At 50.7% G+C, this 18,347-nt stretch carries 17 protein-coding genes; 8 read left to right on the top strand and 9 right to left on the bottom strand.

The window, feature by feature from the left end:
• Window positions 1–108: 108 nt before the first annotated feature.
• Entirely contained in the window at window positions 109–570 is a 462-nt protein-coding gene (locus ACSR9A_RS24745; RefSeq protein ID WP_473760319.1) for a chemotaxis protein CheX, read from the top strand.
• An 87-nt stretch (window positions 571–657) separates the two neighbouring features.
• Here ACSR9A_RS24745 and ACSR9A_RS24740 read toward each other — a convergent pair whose 3' ends face one another.
• Window positions 658–1,299 (bottom strand): DUF2625 family protein, encoded by a 642-nt coding sequence (locus tag ACSR9A_RS24740; protein ID WP_473760318.1) that lies wholly within the window; start codon window positions 1,297–1,299, stop codon window positions 658–660.
• 149 nt (window positions 1,300–1,448) lie between these two features.
• Here ACSR9A_RS24740 and ACSR9A_RS24735 point away from each other — a divergent pair, with 149 nt between their 5' ends.
• From ACSR9A_RS24735 to ACSR9A_RS24720, 4 genes are all read left to right on the top strand, one after another.
• Window positions 1,449–2,222: an SDR family NAD(P)-dependent oxidoreductase gene (locus ACSR9A_RS24735; RefSeq protein ID WP_473760316.1), complete on the top strand. Its 774-nt coding sequence runs from the start codon at window positions 1,449–1,451 to the stop codon at window positions 2,220–2,222.
• Between the two features lie 26 nt (window positions 2,223–2,248).
• Entirely contained in the window at window positions 2,249–3,790 is a 1,542-nt protein-coding gene (locus ACSR9A_RS24730; protein ID WP_473760314.1) for a DEAD/DEAH box helicase, read from the top strand.
• Between the two features lie 257 nt (window positions 3,791–4,047).
• A complete protein-coding gene (locus ACSR9A_RS24725) occupies window positions 4,048–4,800 on the top strand; it encodes an ABC transporter ATP-binding protein (protein WP_445933750.1) in 753 nt (250 codons plus the stop codon).
• Window positions 4,797–6,086, top strand: a complete 1,290-nt coding sequence (locus ACSR9A_RS24720) for an ABC transporter permease (RefSeq protein ID WP_473760313.1) — start codon at window positions 4,797–4,799, stop codon at window positions 6,084–6,086. The genes ACSR9A_RS24725 and ACSR9A_RS24720 overlap by 4 nt, the downstream gene beginning before the upstream one ends.
• Before the next feature lie 237 nt (window positions 6,087–6,323).
• On the opposite strand, the gene ACSR9A_RS24715 is transcribed toward ACSR9A_RS24720, so the two are convergent.
• From ACSR9A_RS24715 to ACSR9A_RS24705, 3 genes are all read right to left on the bottom strand, one after another.
• Window positions 6,324–7,259: an AEC family transporter gene (locus ACSR9A_RS24715; RefSeq protein ID WP_473760311.1), complete on the bottom strand. Its 936-nt coding sequence runs from the start codon at window positions 7,257–7,259 to the stop codon at window positions 6,324–6,326.
• 135 nt (window positions 7,260–7,394) lie between these two features.
• Entirely contained in the window at window positions 7,395–9,335 is a 1,941-nt protein-coding gene (locus tag ACSR9A_RS24710) for an ABC transporter permease (RefSeq protein ID WP_473760308.1), read from the bottom strand.
• Entirely contained in the window at window positions 9,310–10,080 is a 771-nt protein-coding gene (locus tag ACSR9A_RS24705; RefSeq protein ID WP_473761251.1) for an ABC transporter ATP-binding protein, read from the bottom strand. Before ACSR9A_RS24705 ends, ACSR9A_RS24710 begins: the two co-directional genes overlap by 26 nt.
• A gap of 219 nt (window positions 10,081–10,299) precedes the next feature.
• Here ACSR9A_RS24705 and ACSR9A_RS24700 point away from each other — a divergent pair, with 219 nt between their 5' ends.
• On the top strand, window positions 10,300–10,587 hold the full coding sequence (locus ACSR9A_RS24700) for a DUF1330 domain-containing protein (RefSeq protein ID WP_473760307.1): 288 nt from the start codon (window positions 10,300–10,302) through the stop codon (window positions 10,585–10,587).
• A 78-nt stretch (window positions 10,588–10,665) separates the two neighbouring features.
• Here ACSR9A_RS24700 and ACSR9A_RS24695 read toward each other — a convergent pair whose 3' ends face one another.
• From ACSR9A_RS24695 to ACSR9A_RS24685, 3 genes are all read right to left on the bottom strand, one after another.
• Complete coding sequence (locus tag ACSR9A_RS24695) at window positions 10,666–11,682, bottom strand: sensor histidine kinase (RefSeq protein WP_473760304.1); 1,017 nt, start codon at window positions 11,680–11,682, stop codon at window positions 10,666–10,668.
• Complete coding sequence (locus ACSR9A_RS24690) at window positions 11,679–12,398, bottom strand: response regulator transcription factor (protein WP_473760302.1); 720 nt, start codon at window positions 12,396–12,398, stop codon at window positions 11,679–11,681. The genes ACSR9A_RS24695 and ACSR9A_RS24690 overlap by 4 nt, the downstream gene beginning before the upstream one ends.
• Before the next feature lie 137 nt (window positions 12,399–12,535).
• Window positions 12,536–13,831, bottom strand: coding sequence for an aminotransferase class I/II-fold pyridoxal phosphate-dependent enzyme (locus tag ACSR9A_RS24685; protein ID WP_473761249.1), 1,296 nt, complete (start codon window positions 13,829–13,831; stop codon window positions 12,536–12,538).
• Between the two features lie 199 nt (window positions 13,832–14,030).
• Here ACSR9A_RS24685 and ACSR9A_RS24680 point away from each other — a divergent pair, with 199 nt between their 5' ends.
• On the top strand, window positions 14,031–14,825 hold the full coding sequence (locus ACSR9A_RS24680) for a helix-turn-helix domain-containing protein (protein WP_338552302.1): 795 nt from the start codon (window positions 14,031–14,033) through the stop codon (window positions 14,823–14,825).
• A gap of 196 nt (window positions 14,826–15,021) precedes the next feature.
• Here ACSR9A_RS24680 and ACSR9A_RS24675 read toward each other — a convergent pair whose 3' ends face one another.
• Window positions 15,022–15,663: a pyridoxamine 5'-phosphate oxidase family protein gene (locus ACSR9A_RS24675; protein ID WP_473760300.1), complete on the bottom strand. Its 642-nt coding sequence runs from the start codon at window positions 15,661–15,663 to the stop codon at window positions 15,022–15,024.
• A 195-nt stretch (window positions 15,664–15,858) separates the two neighbouring features.
• On the opposite strand from ACSR9A_RS24675, the gene pdxR reads away from it, so the two are divergent.
• Window positions 15,859–17,349 carry a MocR-like pyridoxine biosynthesis transcription factor PdxR gene (pdxR, locus tag ACSR9A_RS24670; protein WP_473760298.1) on the top strand — a complete coding sequence of 497 codons (1,491 nt, stop codon included), beginning with the start codon at window positions 15,859–15,861 and terminating at the stop codon, window positions 17,347–17,349.
• Window positions 17,350–17,517: 168 nt separating this feature from the next.
• Here the strand turns inward: pdxR and asd are convergent, their stop codons facing one another.
• Window positions 17,518–18,306, bottom strand: coding sequence for an archaetidylserine decarboxylase (gene asd, locus ACSR9A_RS24665; RefSeq protein WP_473760296.1), 789 nt, complete (start codon window positions 18,304–18,306; stop codon window positions 17,518–17,520).
• Window positions 18,307–18,347 lie beyond the last annotated feature (41 nt).

Here is an 18,347-nt window from a genome sequence, read left to right as displayed (position 1 = left end):
GTCTTAAGGTTCAAAAATGATAAAAATAGTATACTTGTCCTATTTTTAAAAGTATAATGAGGAATATAAAAAATCGCGATCTTTGTCGAAAAGGAGCGTATTCCCGTTATGAAGGCTGAGTATATTAATCCGTTTCTTGAAGCGGCAAAAAGTGTAATTGAGCAGGTCATCCAGATAAAGCCATCGGCAGGGCAATTAGGCTTGAAAGATGTTAAATTTGTTGAAAATTACATTTGGATACAAATCGGCCTGAACGGACAAATGAACGCTGATATCGTTTTTGGATTAAGCGAATCGGTAGCGATGAAGATGATATCGGCTATGATGGGCGGCTTCTCGATTTCTGAAATTGACGAAATGGGCAGAAGCGCCATTTCTGAGCTTGGCAACATGATTAGCGGGAATGCGAGCACGATGTTATCGAATCAAGGCGTCCATGTAGATATTACACCGCCGAAGGTCATTCAGTCTGCAACTGCTGCTGGCTTTAAAGCGCAGCAAGCATTAACCATTCCGCTCATTATGGAGGGAATTGGTGAACTGGATATTCAAGTGCTGGTAGCATCATAATCGTAACGGCGAAAAACTCCTTAGGGAGTTTTTTTGCATTTATAAGAGCTGAATTTATATTTCCATCTTTTTGGAGGAAAAGGCTTTCTACGGCTGGGATAAAGTGTTTAATGATTTGCCCATTTCCTGATGGAGCTCATACAGCTCAAGTACGCTTACGGGCCTTTTGGATGCTTGCTCGATATTTTGCCCTTCGGCAGTCCATAGGTAGGGGACAATGGAAAAGGCTTGATCTCCTTTTAGCGTTTGGGAGTCCGCCATCCAGCTTTCCCAACGCATTGTCTTATAAAATAAATGCAGATCGCCATTCAACGCCCAGCCTATAAACTCGGAATAGGTACACTCGGTATCCTCCCATTCAAGCGTGTCAGGCGCCAAATAAAACACGGTTTTATAATTGGAATGAATGGCAAAGAAGCCGCCAATTATATCATAGGCTACGACCAAAATGTTTTGGATGGGATTGTTCCAAGTTGCTAAAGAGCCTGAAAGCCGCTCATTTCCTGCCCCTAATATTTTTAACCACCCATAATCGACAAGCAGTCCTCCGCATTCCAAGGCAATAGCCCCCAAATAGGAGCGATTCGTAACTTGCAGATGCTCCAACGTTTTCCTGCCATCCTCAATGGAACAGCTGACAATGGTAACGGGATTGGCAGCTTCGGATACAAGGCTTTGAATTTCTTCCCATGCATCCTCAGGCACCATTAATTCCTTATAGGATTTCATTTTTCTCATCCTTCCTTTCCTTATTATTGTACTGAGGCAGAAGCGCATTGTCCAAAATCAAAAAGTGGCGGAAGCCTAAGCAATGTTTTACAAAGGTTTCTTTGCTTAAAATGCCCTGATCAAGTAGAATTAGCTTTAGGTGATGACGGATGTTAAATGGCAAAGTTGTGCTTATTTCCGGCGCTTCCAGCGGGATAGGAGCACTTGCTGCAAAGCAGCTTGCGATGCGCGGCGCCATTGTGGTGCTGACCGGACGAAATGTGGAGAAGCTGAAGGCGCATGTGGCAGAAATCGGCAGCAATAGCTCCTATTTTCAGATGGATGTAACGAGCATGGAAGATGTTCAGCAGGTCACTCAGGCTGTCCTGCAAAAGCATGGGCGTCTCGATATATTGATTAATAATGCTGGTTACGGGCAGTTTGAATATTTTGAGACGATGCCGGTCGAAGAATTTGACCAGATGATGGATACGAATTATATGGGTATCGTTCGCTGCACGAAGGCTGTGCTGCCATATATGCTTTCCCAAGGCAGCGGTCATATCGTAAATATTGCCTCACTCGCAGGCAAGATCGGCTCAGCCAAGTCAACGGCCTACACGGCAACGAAGCATGCGGTGCTCGGCTTTACCAATTCGCTGCGGATGGAGCTGCGGGGCAAAGGGATTGTCGTATCGGCGGTAAATCCCGGACCGATTGACACGCCGTTTTTCTCGCTGGCAGATCCGTCAGGCAATTATGTGAAAAATGTCAGCTTCTTTATGATGAAGCCTGACTATGTAGTCAAGGCCATTGTGCGGCTTATTGAGCGCAGGAAGGCAGAAATTAATTTGCCGAGATCGGCGGCGTTCGGCATTAAGCTTTATCAGCTTTTTCCGCGTCTGATTGACCGATTGTTCGGCGGCATGCTGGATCGAAAATAGTGTTTTGAACAAGAGAGGACTCGAACATGAGTAAGCAAAATTGGTTGGATTTAGGTTTAAATGAACAGCTGGCGGAAGCGCTGGTTGAAGAGGGTATTCAGGAGCCTACTGCGGTGCAAGCTGAGGCCATTCCGGTGCTGCTCGGAGGGCAGGACGTTTCCGCACGTTCGCAGACGGGAACAGGCAAGACGCTGGCCTATTTGCTGCCTTTGCTACAGAAGCTGAATGCATCGTCGAAAGAAATTCAGGGCGTGGTCATTGCTCCTACGCAGGAGCTGGCTATGCAGATTGTACGGGTAGCTGAATTTTATGCGAAGCCGCTGGGCCTCCGTGTGCAGCAGCTAATTGGCGGCGCAGCACTCAAGCGCCAAGTAGAGAAGCTTAAGCTGCATCCGCAAATTGTCATTGGTACGCCGGGACGTATTCACGAGCTGCTTAAGCTGCGCAAAATCAAGCTGCATGCCGTCAATCAGGTCGTCGTTGATGAAGTGGACCAAGTGTTCCAGCTGAGCTCGACTCGCGAAGTGGAGACGATTCTTTTTGCTATGGGACAAAATCGCCAAATCGCTTTTTTCTCGGCGACTTATCCAGAGCAGATGGCACGCTTTGAAAGCCGCTGGATGAATGAGCCGCACCGAATTCAGGTTGCCCCTGAGCATCGCGTGTCGGAGACAATTACGAATTATTATTTCGTATGCGACAAACGGGACAAGCCGGATATCGCCCGTCGCATCATTCGCATGCTGAAGCCAAAATCAGCGTTGCTGTTTTTGAATGAGACGGACACGATTTCAAACTGGGAAGCGAAGCTCAGCTATGAGGGCTTTACGGTAGAGGCGCTATATGGCGATGCTGACAAGCAGCGTCGTGCTGCTACGCTTGCGCGCTTTCGCGAAGGTGCGTGCCAGCTACTGCTTGCGACTGACGTTGCCGCGAGGGGACTCGATATTGAAGGCTTGCCGCTCGTAATCAATCTGGAGCCAGCGCTTGATGCCGATCATTATGTGCATCGGGCGGGCCGGACGGGCCGCATGGGCCGCACGGGAACCGTTATTTCCATTGTTACGCCGCAGGAGCATTTTATTATGGACAAGTTCCGCAAGCAGCTTGGCATTGATCTTCCGGAGAAGGCGATGCTTAGAGGCAAGCTGGTTACACCGGAGGAAGCGCGGAATGATAAATCCTCGTTCAAACGTCCGGATTATACGGGAGCGCCGAAGAGTCGTCAGGCGTCAGGCAGCGACTTAGCGCAAGGTGATGGAGCGCGGGGCGAGAGGCAGCGTGGAGAGTTCAGACAAGGTGCAGGTGGGCAAGCTCCGCAAGGCGAGAGGCGCCGGGGCGAAGTTCAGCCGGGCAGCCGCAGGAATGATGCACAAGCAGATGGGGCAGTGCGGGTGAGGACAGCGGGAATCGCTGCCTCCGCAGCTAACGAGCCACAGAAAGCGGCTGTTCCAGCGAAACCGAAGGCGAAGGTGCTGTCCAAGCAGGAGCGCCAGAAGAAGAGCAAGGATAAAGGCGCTCCGAAATGGCTGAAAGCAAAGCGCGAGTCGGGCGATACGAAGGAGTAAGCTTTTAAGCAAGAATAAGGTTATAATTCAAGCCCCTTTTCCAGCAAATTGGTATGAAGAGGCAAGCTGGCGTCCAGCCATTTTTCCTTGGCGCCACGCTAGCCGTTTTAGCTTCAGCCATTGCGGAACGGGGGCTTTTTTTAAAACATAAGCAAGGGTCTGAATAGATACTAAGAATGGGAAATTTTGAATTTTGCTTTCGAATTCGGTATGCTGAAGAAGCGATATTAATTTTATAGTATGAAGGTGAATGGATAATGATAGAGCCTGTATTGGAAGTTGCCGATTTGACAGGAGGATATAGTCCGCGCCGTCCTGTCCTGCATCATGTATCGTTTCAGCTGCGTCCGGGCGAAATGGTCGGCTTGATTGGCCTCAATGGGGCAGGCAAAAGTACGACAATTAAGCATATTCTCGGCTTGATGAAGCCGCAGCAGGGTGAGGTTAAGGTTGGCGGCGTCAAGCTGGAGGAAGATCCGGATCGCTATCGTTCCGCTTTTGCCTATGTGCCCGAAACCCCGGTGCTATTCGACGAGCTTACGGTTGAGGAGCATTTGCGGCTGACGGGAATGGCCTACGGGGTCTCTGTTCAGGAATATGAAAAAAAGCGAATGGATTTGTTGAACGAGTTCCAGATGAATGCGAAAAAAGGAGCTTTTGCCGCCCATCTATCTAAAGGGATGAAGCAGAAGGTCATGATAATGAACGCGCTGCTGTCAGAGCCGCCATTATACATCATTGACGAGCCGTTCCTTGGGCTGGACCCGCTGGGCATTCGCTCCTTGCTGGAACGGCTTGTGGAAGTTAAGCAGAACGGCTCGGCTATTTTGATGAGCTCGCATATTTTGGCTACGGTGGAAGCTTATTGCGACAAGTTTATTGTGATGCATCATGGACGCATCGTTGCCAGCGGAACGCTTGCGGATGTATGCGAAGCGGCGGGCATGGCGATGCGCGGCGGAACGCTGGAGGATGCGTTCTATAAGCTTGTTGCTGGAGACAAGCCATGATGGCTAAATCGCAAGCAGCTAATCAAGAGCAGCGGCAACTGCAGGAACAGGCGATGCAAAAGCTATGGAAAAAGCGTGCCAGAAGCTTCCGCGAGGAAACGCTGCCGTATTTGCGCTATATGGGCCAAAGTGGATTCCCGCTGTTTCTTTCGCTGTTTGTCATTTCTGGAATGTTTAGTTATTTTAAGCTGATTCGTGACGTACCAGCTGATTTTCCGACCGCGCTGGTTGGCATAGTGGCACTGGTTCCCGTGCTTTGCTGGAGCCCGTTTCGCACCTTTCTGCAGGCGGCAGATGTCGTCTTCCATATGCCGCAGGAGTCGGCGATGCGCCGTTATTGGGGGCTTTCCTTTAGGCGAAGCATAATGGCTTTGGGAGCTTTATGCGCATTCATGCTGCTTGCTTATTGGCCTATTTACAAGGAGGGCACCGGCCCAGCGGATATGTGGCTGCTGGTTTTGGCTGCGGCTGTGCTGCGCATAGCCAATACAGCTGCTGCATGGCGGGAACGGCAGTTGGCCTGGGGCGGCATGAGAATGCTGTTTCGAGTGGCTCGCTGGGCAGCGACGGCGCTTGCTTGGGCGGGTATGCTGACCCGTGCACCGCTGTATGCGGGAGGCTTTATAATATTGCTCATCCTGCTATTCGCCCTGCTGTACAGGCTCCCTAGCCGATTCGTCATACCATGGGAGCGGCTAATTGAAGAAGAGGCAGCGACAAGAAGAAGGTATTATGTCTTTTTCGGTTTGTTTATCGATGTGCCTACGATGCCATCACGAACAGCTGGCCGCAAATATCTTTCCTGGGTCATGAACTTTATACCCTATCGCCGCCGCCTGACTTACGATTATTTATATGCGGCTTCCATGCTGCGAATGGAAATGGGAGGCATTTTGCTAAGGCTGCTCGTTCTGTTCGCGCTTATTGCCTATTGGATGGCGGATGCGGTCTGGTTGTCCGGCTGGGGGGCTGCCTGTGCTTATGCAGTATTTATGCTCATTGTTGGGGCCCAGCTTGGCGGGCTTCGCCATACGCATCGTTATACGGTATGGAGGCATGTTTATCCGCTTCCTGATGCGCAAAGGATGGAAAGCCTCATCCGACTGGACCGATGGACGATGCTCATTATTGCCCTGTTTATGTGGCTTCCTGCGTGTATTATGCTGCTGCATGCCAACTGCCTGCTTGCTGCAGCAGCAGCACCGATTGCAGCGATCGTCTATTTACTTGCGATTCGCCCGCTCAGACTGCGCCGCGCTTTTGCTGCTGATGCGGAAGAAGATTAGATCGCCTCACCTGCCAGGGTGGCTGCCTATTATAGATAAGGCACAGCTATCTCGGTGAAAAAGCTAGCAAAAAACGTCCAGCCCCACCGAAACAGGTGGGACTGGACGTTTTTTAATATAGGAAGAAAGTATAGCATTACGCGATACCGTCTCTATATTTCTCGGAAAGAAACGCGCCGCGCTGCCAGAGGACAGCGCGTTTCACCTTGCTGGCATTTATCCTGTTTGCTTAAGTGCTCAAGTCGGCTGCACCAGGACAATCAGCAGAGGCAGCACGATAAAGGAGGCGAGCGTCGTCCATAAAATACAGCGGGAAACGAGCCTCGGCGATGCTTCAAATTGCTCTGCCATAATAACGGCGTTGACTGCCGTCGGCATCGAGGCGAGTATAAGCAGGACGGCGAATAGCATCCCTTTTACCTGCAGCAGCCAGAGCAGAAGGGCTGCGATGACTGGAGAAAGCAGCAGCCGGATCGCGATAGCCGTCCAGAGCGGCTTGCTCAGGACCGAATCGGTCGCTTTATTGCTGCTGCGCGCTCCGGCCATCTGTGCGCCTAGCAAAATCAGCACGACAGGCGCGTAGGCGTAGGACAGCATCGATAGGCCTTCCTCTACAGCCGCGGGCATAACCATACCTGTATACCGGATAATGACCGCGAGCACAACGGCGTATAAAGCGGGAAGCTTGCATACCGATTGGACCGCTTTTTTTACCGAGAAATGGGAGCGAGCTGCGAAATACACGCCGACGGTATTGACAAGAATCATTTGCGAGATGACGTAGACCGATGCTTTGGCAAGCCCAAGCTGGCCGAAGGCGAGCAGCACGAGCGGGAGTCCATAGTTGACACAGTTCGTAAATACAGATACAAGCGTGAGGCCAGCTTGGTCTGCTGGAGAAAGCCGCAGCAGCCGGGAGACGAGAACGGCGACGAGCCAGAGAGCGACCAGATTAATAATGCTGAATGCGCTCGTCTGAATAATATCTGCCATCGACAGCTTGGCGCTGATCAGCGTCTCCAGAATAAGAGCCGGGCTGAGCAAATAAAGGGCAATGGTCGATAGGGGCTTCGTCTCCAGTCCCCGCCAGCGCTTCAAGGCAGCTCCTCCAAGCACAGGCAGCGAAATCGGCAGAAACACGCCATATACGATAAGCAAAAATGAATGCAGCATACGAATCAGTCCTTTGCCTAAATCAATATGCCTTATTTTTGCATAAAGCGTCTGTTAGCGTCCAAGACCCTTTTCCTATATATTCATAAGCTTTGGCTATATACAGCTCTGTGAGCCTTCAACGCATTCCCCTCATTATGCAAGCTTGAGATGCATATGGCGCAAATACCGCCAGCGAATCATGAGGAAATAGGCGAGCTGGAGGAGGAAGAAGCTAATATAGATCATGAGTGCTGCATTCAGCATCGAGATATCGAGCAGCAGCGCAATATTTATAAAGGCGACGATGCCATGCACAAGCGCAATCACAAAGGGCAGGAAAAACATGATGAGCAGCTGCCTTGTAACCAGCCGGTTCAGTTCCTTGCCGCTGAGGCCGATTTTGCTAATCATCTGGTATTGCTTCTCATCCCGCTCCAAATCGGCATACAGCCTAAAGTAGATAAAGCTGACAGCATAGGTGAAAAAGACTCCGCCCACAAGCACGCTAATAATGAGCAATAGCCCGTTAAGCTGCTTGAATTCATACCATTCAATCACGAGTGACCGTATATTATAATAGCCCTGCGTGTCCTGTGGGATTTCCTTCATAACGCTTTGCGCCACGCCGATCGTGTCAATCCAATTGGGAATGACATAATAATACGTGACCTGGTTCGTGTCGTCTTTCATGCGGTTCATTGCTTGGAAATAATCGTCCGAAACGACATAAACATCATTGTAATTATTTAATACGAAAGAAGGAAGTCTCTTTACTACAGTAAGCTTCCGCTGCTTTTCGCCTGGCGCGACGTTTCCTAAATCCAAAATGGGCTCAAAGGCCGTCACGTTCTGGGCGCGCGAGACTTTGCCTGAGGCGATAAAAGCTTCGCTGGGCACATTTAGCGTCTCGGCGGTGAATCCGAGTGCAGTGGCAAGCTGATTGTATTCGGACAGACTCATGACCGACTGCCATTCTTCCGTGTTTTTAATGTGTGAAGCGCCTTTTGTAAAAGTAAAGCCGCCCTCTGATAGTCTATGCTCCAATAACGCCAGGTGCTGCTTCGTTTGTAATTCACTTTGCGCAAGAGATTCGCTATCGCCGCCATAGGAATCATAAATAAAGGCGTAAGGATTGTCTTTTTCCGACAGCTTCGGATCGCCAATCGCCAGGCAAGTGCCCATACCGCACAAGGCGACTGCCGTTACCGTTGCCACCATGAAAAACATATTGGCATTGTCTCTCATTCGGTAAGCGAGATCGGAGAGCGTTAGTAAATTAATTTTTCGCAGCAATAAGCTTTCTCGTCCGCGCAGTGCACGAATCACATACACGCTGAGCTGTGTAAACAGAAAATAAGTCCCTAATATGACACTGCCAATGGCGGCTGCGAGAAGTGCCAGTGAGAAGACGCGACCGAGTACAAAATAAAAGACCATTCCATAGCCTGCGAGCAGAAGAAAAGCAGCGAGCAGCGACAGCAGTACAGAAGCTTTCGGCTCCTTCTTCGGCTTCTCGTCTGAACGAATCAGCTCAAGCAGCTGAGATTTTCGCCCAAGGCGTGACGCGAGTATGGACAGAAGCAGAAATACGATTAAAAAAGCGCCTGCCGTAATCAATACGCTCTGGATAGGGACGAGGAATTCGAGTCCTTGCTGCAGCACCAGCAGCCGCTCGGTTATAAGCAAAAACAGCTTGGTGAACAAAATGCCAAAGCCGATTCCAAAAACAGTGGAGATGAGGCCAATGATCATATTTTCCACAAAAATCAATCTGCGGTACTGCTTATCGGACATGCCGAGCAGCATCAAAATGCCGAATTCACGTTTACGCGCCTTCAGAAAGGCACCGGCGGAATACATCAAAAACAGAAAGGAAAAAATAACGATTAAATACTGCGAAATTTTCAGCCCCATGGTGCCAAGCATAGAGGCAGTTGGACTACTGGCGGCGATTTCCCCCTGCAAATCCGGATGATACAGCAGCACTGAATAGATGAAAAAAATCATGACCGCGAACGAGCTGCTCATAAAATGTGCGGCGTACGTCCGTTTGCGGCGCAGTACATTATTAAACGCGAACTGTCGGAAATTCATTTTCAGTCCCCCCAAGCAGAGCAAGCACATTAATAATTTTCTGATAAAAGGCCGCGCGGTTGTCGCCGCAATTCACTTCACTGTAAAACTGGCCATCTTTAATAAAAATAACCCGGTGACAGTAGCTCGCCGCCATAGCGTCATGTGTAACGAGCATCATCGTCGTATTATCCTCGCGATTGAGCTTGCTCATCAGCTCCATGACATCACGTGCTGATTTTGAATCGAGGTTGCCTGTCGGCTCGTCGGCCAGCAGCAGCTTCGGGTTATGGATGAGTGCCCGGGCAATGGCTGTACGCTGCGCCTGGCCGCCGGATATTTCATACGTTCGTTTGTCCGAAAGCTCAGCAATACCGAGTTTTTCCATGATGGAGGTGGCTCGCAGCTTCATTTGGGCGATATTTGTGCCGTCGAGCGTGAGTGGCAGCATAATATTTTCACTGACCGTCAGCGTATCGAGCAAATTAAACGATTGAAAGACGAAGCCAAGCTCCCGCCGGCGGAAAAAAGCAAGCTTTTCCCGTGACAGCTCATACGGGTCTTGGCCAGCAATACGCAGCTCGCCAGAAGTGGGCTTGTCGATCGTCGATACCATGTTCAGCAGCGTCGTTTTGCCGCTGCCCGATGGGCCCATAATGCCGACGAATTCGCCTTGCTGTATCGTTAAATCAATGTTGGTGAGCGCTTTATAGGTCACTTTTCCGGGATAAATTTTGTTCAGGTTTCGTGCATATAGCAATTCCAATTTGATCTCCCCTTGCTTGTTTGTCAATAAACCCAGTATACCCCTCATCCGCGCCTGCTCCTATGAACGCAGCTTTCATTTACCTTACAGCTTTGTAAGATAACGCTGCCCGCTTTTGTATCAATAGGAGAAGCGAGATCAATTCTCCGCTCTAGTTCGTATACTGAACGCAAGGAAGGGGTAGCTGGCCTTCCTCATCAACGAAAGGAGCTGTTGGATTTGAGCGCATATCTCGTGATCGATATTGATATTTCTAACCCGGAAAACTTCAAGGAATACGAAAATAAGATTTTTGATGTCATGGCACATTTTGGGGGCCGCCCGATCGTTCATGATAGCAGCGTAACGACGATGGAAGGAGATTGGCAGCCGAAAAGACTTGTCATTTTGGAGTTTCCTAACAAACCGAGTATCGAGGCCTTTTACAACTCGAAAATGTACGAACCGTTGAAAAAAATAAGATGGGCAAACTCTACTGGGAAAGCGATCGTCGTGGAAGGCTTATAATCACGAAAAACAAGCAGATTGCCATCCTAAGACAGTCTGCTTGTTCGATTCTTGTACGTTTAAAACTTTAAAGCACGATTACTTTGTATGTGGATCAACGGACTGAACAGCGGCAAAGGGGAAAATAATTCGCATCGTCGTGCCGCTGCCTTCTCCTACTTTAGATTCAACCTCGATCTCATGATTCATTTTATCGAGCACGGTTCGGACGATGTAGAGGCCCATGCCCGTCGATTCCTTGAATGTCCGTCCATTTTCCCCGGTGAAAAAGGCGTTGAAAATGCGGCTCAAATCAGAGGCAGGAATGCCGACGCCATAATCCTTCACCTCAAGGATGACCGAACGCTCGCTTCGGCAGCCGCTAATCGTTATTTTCGCGCCGCTGCCTGCTGAATAATTGACCGCATTGGCGATCAGCTGCTGCATAATAAATCGCAGCCATTTGCCGTCTGTCTCCACGACTAAATTTTCCTCGATTTGCATATCCGGGTACACGAAGCTGCGAATAAACAGCCGCCTGTTTTCCAAAATCACCGCGTTGGCAAGCTCCCGCAATTGAATTTTCTCCACCTGAAAATCCTGCTCGAACGTTTCCAACCGGGCGACGTACAGGACCATATCGAGCCCTTTGCGAATGCGATCTGTCTCTTCCCTCATGCTGTTGTTACGCTCATCGGCTTCTTCCGACAGCATAAGCTCCAGCACGGAAAGGGGCGTTTTCATCTGATGCACCCACTGGTTCATAAAGGTCAGATGATTTTGCTGCTTGCGCTCGCCCTCAATAATCTGTTTCTGGTAGTGGCGATATTGAAGCTGCAGCAGCTCGGCAAGCGACGCAGGGAGGGGAGCGGACTCAAGCTGCTGGATTGACTCCTCAAGACCTGTCTGTCTGCTGCTGAGCAGCGTATAAAATCGGCGGTGAGTCACATAACGGTAAGCCAGAAAAGCAATAAATACGCAGAGGCCAAGCAGCAGGGCATACGAGGCGATAACCATATCTTTATAGCCATCCAGCCAGAACACGGCGGTCACTACGACGAGCTGGATGAGCATAAATAATACAAGTGCAAGCTGGTCCCGTAAAAATAGCTTCATCGGCGATCGCTCTGCTGCTCGCCATTTGTCCAGCTGTCGTTCAGGCGGTAGCCTGTGCCGCGTATCGTTTCGAGCGCTCCTTCGATGCCGAGCTCAGCCAGCTTCTTGCGAACTCGCGTTATATTGACGCTAAGCGCATTGTCATCGACATACGTATAATCATCCCACAGCTTCTCCAAAATCGTTTCCCGGCTTACAAGCCTTTGGCAGCGCTGGAGCAGCGTCTCCACAAGCACGGTTTCCTTTTTCGTCAAAGCTACAAATTGTCCGGATAGATGAAGCTCCATTCGCTCGGGATACAAAATCAATCCGGCATGCTCGACCATCCGCTCCCCAGCAGCTTGGGCATAGTCGCCGTAAACACGCCTTAGCTGGCTGCGGATTTTCGCCATTACAACCTCATAGTGGAAGGGCTTGGTCAAATAGTCGTCGCCGCCATTTTCGATGGCGCGCACCGTATCCATTTCACCGCTGCGGGCAGAAATGAAAATAATCGGGCAGGTGGAAACGGTGCGAATTTGCCGGCACCAATAAAACCCGTCAAAGCTTGGCAGGTTGATATCCATCAGCACAATATGCGGCTTTACCTGCTCGAATTGCTCCATGACGCCAGCAAAATCAGTCGTCACAACCGCTGTGTTGCCATATTTCTCAATATGTGCCCGCAGAAGCTCAGCGATCTTCGCATCGTCCTCGACAATCATGATCGTATACATCGTTATTCAGCTCCTTACGCAGCATATGCTCTACTTCAGTTGTTCTCATTTTATTATAAAACAAAATAAACCCCTTGGCCGTAACCGTATTATACACGGCTACTATCCAAGGGGAAAGGAATGAAATGCTGAAATGGTTAAGCGAGTAGTTCGGTTACTGCTTTATAAATCGTATCGTAAAGCGACTCCAAGTCCGCTTCCTCAATGCAGGAGAAGGCGACGCGAAGATCGGTCTCGCCAAGGGCGATCGTACCGATGCCGTATTCTTCAAGCAGGCGCACACGAACGGCCTCGGCCGACACGCCGCTGAGCTTGAGACACATGAAATAACCGGAGTTGAACGGGTAATAGGCTAGCGTATCGCCATAACGGCCGCTATCAAGCAGCGCTTTGACGCGGTTGGCACGCCCCTTCATAATATCGTATTTCTCCGCTTTCTGCGCGTCAAAATCAGGCGATTGCAAAGCCTTCAGCACAAACGTCTGAGAAGGGTGCGGTCCGCTGGAAATCGTAGCCCGAATAATGCCGAGCGTCTTCTGCTCCAGCGCATTCAATACTTTATCCGAAGCTGCAGCGTACGTAATGAAACCGACGCGGAAGCCCCACACATAATCCTCTTTCGTCGCGCCGTCGATTTTGATAGCTAGGACGCGAGGGTGCAGGTCGGCAAATTTGCCGAACAGCGACTCGTGAACCGAATCCTCGAAAAATAAGCCGAAGTAAGCGTCATCGGTTACAACAACGACATTAATGCCTGCATCCGCAGCGTCCTTGACAGCGGCTACAATCTCTTCGCTTTCTTGGAGGCCTGGCGTATAGCCAGTCGGGTTGTTCGGGAAGTTAAGCAGGACGATGGCTTTGCCTTTATCCTTCTGTGCAAGCAGCGCTTCACGCAAGCCCTCACTGTTAAACGTGTTGCTATCATTAAGTAAAGGATATTCCACGATTTCCGCGCCGCGGCGGATGCCGAAGGTCAACTCGTAGTTTTCCCAGTTTTTATTTGGAATAATAACGGTATCGCCCGCATCTGCGAACAGGTCGGCGACAATGCTCAGCCCATGCGTTAAAGCGTTCGTGACGATAGGATTGCTGAGACGCTTGCCTTCCAGCGAAGGATTTTCTTTCAGCATTTTCTCAAGCCAAGCTGCGCGCAGCTCAGGTTTGCCCGCAGGGGGCGCATATTCATATAGATCTTTAGGATTGTAAGCAGTCAGCGTATCCTGAATTACCTTAAGGTGCATCGGCTGTCCGCCTTCGATCGCAATGCCGATTGTGGCATTAAACGTCTTGGCCTTCGCCTTCGCTTCTGCGGATTGGCTAAGTATGCCTTCCTTCGGGAAATATATGGCTTTTCCTAAAGCTGACAACATGGCATGGACGTTCGGACTTTCTGCGGAGAGCGTCTCATTCAACTGCTGAGCAAGTGGGTTCATGAACTTCATTCCATCCTTCCCAAAAATCAATTCATTTTCTGATCATACTTATCGGGAGCTATTATATCATTTTTTAACGTGTCAGAACCATTTCAAATTCAAATTTTTTTGGAAAATGTGACGACTGCCAGCCGGGGTTGCGCTAAAGTTTGGCGCTGGTGTATGATGACGGCATAGGCTTACGTATCAGGAGGGTTTTATGCTGCATTTATCACCCGATGCATATTTATTGCTGCCGCCTTTCGCGAAGATCGTTTGCGAGCCGGGCTGGAAATGGCAGCGTCGTGAAAAGCCGATGGCTAATTTTGATTTATTTTATGTATGGAGCGGTGAAGGGGAAGTCGAAGTGGGCGGCGTTCATTATCCGGTGGGTAAAGGAAGCTGTTTCCTGTTCCGTCCAGGCGACTACACGAGTGCGACCCATAATCCGCAGAAGCCTCTGGTTCTAACTTACATACACTTTGATACGGCAGAAGAGCCGGTGCTGGTGCCGGAACGGTACCGCCAGCTGCTTGATACGGTAGATTTTGAATATATGCTGTCGCGTTATGTGCGGTTGTTTTTGGTCAAAACCTATGCGGCTGAAATTGAAGCTCGCCTTGTGCTGAAGCAGCTGATGATCCATCTGCTGCGGGAGGACCGAGTGACGAAGCAAACGCCCGTGGAGAAAAAAGCGAGCAATCAGCTGACCGAGGCGATTCACGAGGTCGCCAATTATGTCCGGCAAAATCCCGGCATTGCCCACCGGGTCGAGGATCTTGCAATGCGCGCCCAGCTGTCGCCGCGTTATTTTTCAATGAAATTCAAGGAGCTGATCGGCATGTCGGTCCAGACGTATATGATCAGCACCCGCATTGACCGCGCCCAGCACCTGCTGATGCACGCAGGCATGAATGTGACGGAGGTGGCGGACGCTCTCGGCTACCGAGATATTTTTTTCTTCAGCCGCCAATTCAAGCAATATACCGGACGGAGCCCGTCGGAAATCCGTTAGTCGTCAGAAATTCGTTAGGATAAGTTGTTTGTTAGGATAAGCAGTTCGTAAGAATATGCGGTTCGAAATAATAAGCAGTTCGTAAAAAAAAGCCGGTGCGGCCTTCATTCCCGACAACAAAGGGGAGAAGGGCGCTCGGCTTTTTTTGAAATATAAGCATTTATAAGTTTCACACTTGCAAATGGATGGGGTATGGTTAGTCGCCGGGATGAGCTTGTTCCTTATGGTGCGGGCAGTAACGGCGCATGAGGTCGACCGTCTCCTCATCGAGCTCCCGTCCGCGTGCCAGCAGGCCATTAGTAATGGCTTCGCGGTTTTCCTCATTGGCATTTTGGCCGAATTTGAATTTGGCGCTCATTTGCTGTGGCTCGATTTTTACGACGGCAACTCCTTTGAGCCTGCCTCTATAGGCGGGATCATCTCCGGCAATCGGCAAATGCCCGCCTTCTGGCTGGAGCTTGCCCATCAGGGCTTGCAGCGCCTCGCCTTTTTCCATCAAATCCTCGACAACCGATGCCGTGCCCTCAATAATGACCGATTTGAAAAAGGCGGAGGCCGGACAGGCCATCAGCGGATCGGTAAAATGGGAAGGAATGATCGCATATTCCTTGGCCACACAGAAGGTGACGCGCGGATCTGCTCCGAGCAGTGCCATTTTATCCCCTGCGCGGCTGCCGTGAAAATACACGTTTCCATTCAAATAAATGTAATTCAGCGGGGTAATGGAAGGGGCGCCATCCGCTCTGGCTGTTCCTAGAAAGCCATAGCTCATTTCCTCCAAAAAGGCGGTAACCTCTTGTACATCTTCACTTCCGATTGCAAATTCTTTTCTGCGCATAGCGGACTGCTCCTTTCGTAACCATAGCGATAACTTGAATTGGGGATATGCCAAGCGTTCAGCTCGTTATTTGCAAGTTTAAACGGAATATTGACATATAAAAAGATCCACTTTACAGTGATTTTATTGAACCACTTTTGTAATGGATGGAAATAGACGGAAGTAGTAGGCAACAGGAGAGTCATAGGAGGTTGAATGATGGATGATCGCTGCCGTGCCGCTTATGAGCGATATTATGAGGAGCTAGGGCGCAAGGCGGATGCGCTTTTTCTGGCGCTGCGCGAAGAAATTGTGTCGGGGATGCTGGGGGATGGGGAAAAGCTTGCCTCCAGCAGAAGGCTCGCCGAAAGCTATGGCATGTCTCGTGGTTCGGTCAATGCCGCTTACGATATGCTTTATGCGGAAGGTTTTGTCAGGCCCGGAAGGGGAAGCGGCACCTACGTTTCCTACAGCAAGCCGGCGGCTTCCAAAGCGGAAGATGGGCAAGAGGGAAAGGCCAGTGCACTTGCGTTATCCTCTTGGGCGCAGCGGCTGCCGCAGATTAAAGGATATACGAAGCTGCCTGTGCGTGAGGAGTCAGATTTCATTGCGTTTGATGTAGGTTATGCGGATACGCTGCTGTTCCCGCAGGATGAATGGAAGACGGCGATGTTTGCAGAGGTCAGGGGGCTGCTGGAACGCCAGTATGAGGATTACTGGGCGATAGAGGGACATCTGCCACTGCGCGAAGCGATTGCTAGCGAGCTGCGCCGCGAGCGCAGCATGATTACGAGCGTGGATCATTTATTTATTACGAGCGGCTCCATGTATGGCATTGCCCTGCTCGCCCAGCTGTTGATTGAACCAGGTGATCATGTCGTGGTTGAAAACCCGTGCTATCCTGGCATTAGGCGGGCAATTGCGGCTGCGGGTGGCGTCATTATAGATGCGGCTGTCGACGATTATGGCATTATTCCGCAGGACTGGGATGCGAAGCTGCTGTTTGTAACGCCGACGCGCCAATATCCAACCGGCGCCCAGCTTGCACCCGAGCGCAAGCTGGAGCTGCTGCAATGGGCCTCCCGGCGCGGCGCTGTCATCATCGAGGATGATTATGACAGCGAATTTCGCTGGGGCGGGCGCCCGGCGGAGCCGCTCAAGACGCTCGACCACGAAGGACGGGTCGTGTACGTAGGCACTTTCTCCAAGACGATGTACGCCGACCTGAGGCTGGGCTATGTCATTACGCCGGCTGCGCTGCGGGAGCCGCTGAGGCGGGCGAAGTTTTTGCTTGAGCCAAGCCCAAGCTCAATCGCGGAGCAGCGGGCGCTCGCCGTGTTTATGGCGAGCGGGCAGTATGTTCGGCATTTGCGGCGGATGAGGCGCAGCTGCGGACGGCGCCTCAAGCTCTTTAAGGAACAAGCCGCGGAGCAGCTCGCGGGCTTGTTCCGATTTACGCCGTCGGATGCAGGCTTGCATCAGTACGGCGTGTGGCTTGGGGCAGCCGCGGATTATGAGCGGCTGATTGCGGCCTGCGAGCGGGAAGGCGTCAGCTGGAACCGCGGCGAGCGGCTGTGGCGGCAGCCGGATGAGCGGCGCGCTCCGGCTGCGCTGTTCGGCTTCGCGCATTTGGCCGAAGCCGATATTAAGGAGGGCATGCGGCGAATTGCGGCATGCTGGGAGGTCGTTCAGCGGCAGCGCGGCTGAACGCGATTGCAGAGCAAAGCAGCAGCATTGCTGTGGCTCGCTGCTGCGGAAACAGAAAAAAGCTCGCTGCCAGGCGGAGATTTCTCCGCACAGGCAGCGAGCTTTTTTGAATATAAAAATGTAGGATACGCCTCTTTTGCAACTATGCTCGAATGTCGAGCCACTGACTTAACGCGGTTGCAAGCGGCCGAGCGCTTCACCCATTTTCACCTTTTGACCGAGCTTTAAGCTAGGAAGCGGGGTGAAGGTTTTATTTTCAGTCAGCAGCACGACTGTAGATCCGAACTCAAAATAAGCAAGATCGCCACCCTTTACTGTGTGCGGCGGCAGCGGCTCAACATAGCGGATACTGCTGACGTTCATGGCGCCGACTTTCACGACAGCCGTTTCGCCGCCCTCATGTTTAATATAAGTAATAAGCCGTTCATTGCGGCTGAGCACCCGGCGCATTTTGGTTAAGCCGAAATCATTGACCGGATACACCTTGCCGGGAATATGCTCGCTCTCAACAATAGTGCCATCCACAGGAGCATGAATCCGGTGATAATCGGTCGGGCTCAAATAAAGGACAAAATAATGGCCGTTCCGATAGTTTTCCGCCCTCGGTGAACGGTTCAGCAGCTCTTCAATCGTGTAATCCTGCCCTTTCACATTGACAATTGTGCCGTCTTCGATCGGGCCAATTCCTGTAATAAGAGCGTCAACCGGACTCACAAGGCTGTCTGCTGCATTGTCTATTTTTCGCATGCCTGGCTTTAATCGACGGGTGAAAAATTCATTTAGCGTAGCGTATTCATTTAGCGGTTTCTCGGCTTCCTCGACCTTAATTCCATACATGGAAGCAAAGCGCGGAATAAAACGGCGGCTCGCTCTAGATTGTGCAAAACGCCCAGTCAACCTCGAAATCGACTTGCGTGAGCTTAATTCCGTCATGGCACGAAGTAATCCATCTAGCATGCTCGTACCGTCACGTCCTTTCTTGCTTCGAATAGTGGTGC

It is taken from the genome of Paenibacillus sp. R-74696 (genome assembly GCF_055814915.1).
This window is presented reverse-complemented; position numbering and strand designations above follow the sequence as displayed.

What these genes read in the sequence shown, in the direction of transcription:
- ACSR9A_RS24745 (WP_473760319.1), top strand. Translation starts at nt 109, where the DNA reads ATGAAGGCTGAGTATATTAATCCGTTTCTTGAAGCGGCAAAAAGTGTA.
- ACSR9A_RS24740 (WP_473760318.1), bottom strand. Translation starts at nt 1,299, where the DNA reads ATGAAATCCTATAAGGAATTAATGGTGCCTGAGGATGCATGGGAAGAA.
- ACSR9A_RS24735 (WP_473760316.1), top strand. Translation starts at nt 1,449, where the DNA reads ATGTTAAATGGCAAAGTTGTGCTTATTTCCGGCGCTTCCAGCGGGATA.
- ACSR9A_RS24730 (WP_473760314.1), top strand. Translation starts at nt 2,249, where the DNA reads ATGAGTAAGCAAAATTGGTTGGATTTAGGTTTAAATGAACAGCTGGCG.
- ACSR9A_RS24725 (WP_445933750.1), top strand. Translation starts at nt 4,048, where the DNA reads ATGATAGAGCCTGTATTGGAAGTTGCCGATTTGACAGGAGGATATAGT.
- ACSR9A_RS24720 (WP_473760313.1), top strand. Translation starts at nt 4,797, where the DNA reads ATGATGGCTAAATCGCAAGCAGCTAATCAAGAGCAGCGGCAACTGCAG.
- ACSR9A_RS24715 (WP_473760311.1), bottom strand. Translation starts at nt 7,259, where the DNA reads ATGCTGCATTCATTTTTGCTTATCGTATATGGCGTGTTTCTGCCGATT.
- ACSR9A_RS24710 (WP_473760308.1), bottom strand. Translation starts at nt 9,335, where the DNA reads ATGAATTTCCGACAGTTCGCGTTTAATAATGTACTGCGCCGCAAACGG.
- ACSR9A_RS24695 (WP_473760304.1), bottom strand. Translation starts at nt 11,682, where the DNA reads ATGAAGCTATTTTTACGGGACCAGCTTGCACTTGTATTATTTATGCTC.
- ACSR9A_RS24690 (WP_473760302.1), bottom strand. Translation starts at nt 12,398, where the DNA reads ATGTATACGATCATGATTGTCGAGGACGATGCGAAGATCGCTGAGCTT.
- ACSR9A_RS24685 (WP_473761249.1), bottom strand. Translation starts at nt 13,831, where the DNA reads ATGAACCCACTTGCTCAGCAGTTGAATGAGACGCTCTCCGCAGAAAGT.
- ACSR9A_RS24680 (WP_338552302.1), top strand. Translation starts at nt 14,031, where the DNA reads ATGCTGCATTTATCACCCGATGCATATTTATTGCTGCCGCCTTTCGCG.
- ACSR9A_RS24675 (WP_473760300.1), bottom strand. Translation starts at nt 15,663, where the DNA reads ATGCGCAGAAAAGAATTTGCAATCGGAAGTGAAGATGTACAAGAGGTT.
- pdxR (WP_473760298.1), top strand. Translation starts at nt 15,859, where the DNA reads ATGATGGATGATCGCTGCCGTGCCGCTTATGAGCGATATTATGAGGAG.
- asd (WP_473760296.1), bottom strand. Translation starts at nt 18,306, where the DNA reads ATGCTAGATGGATTACTTCGTGCCATGACGGAATTAAGCTCACGCAAG.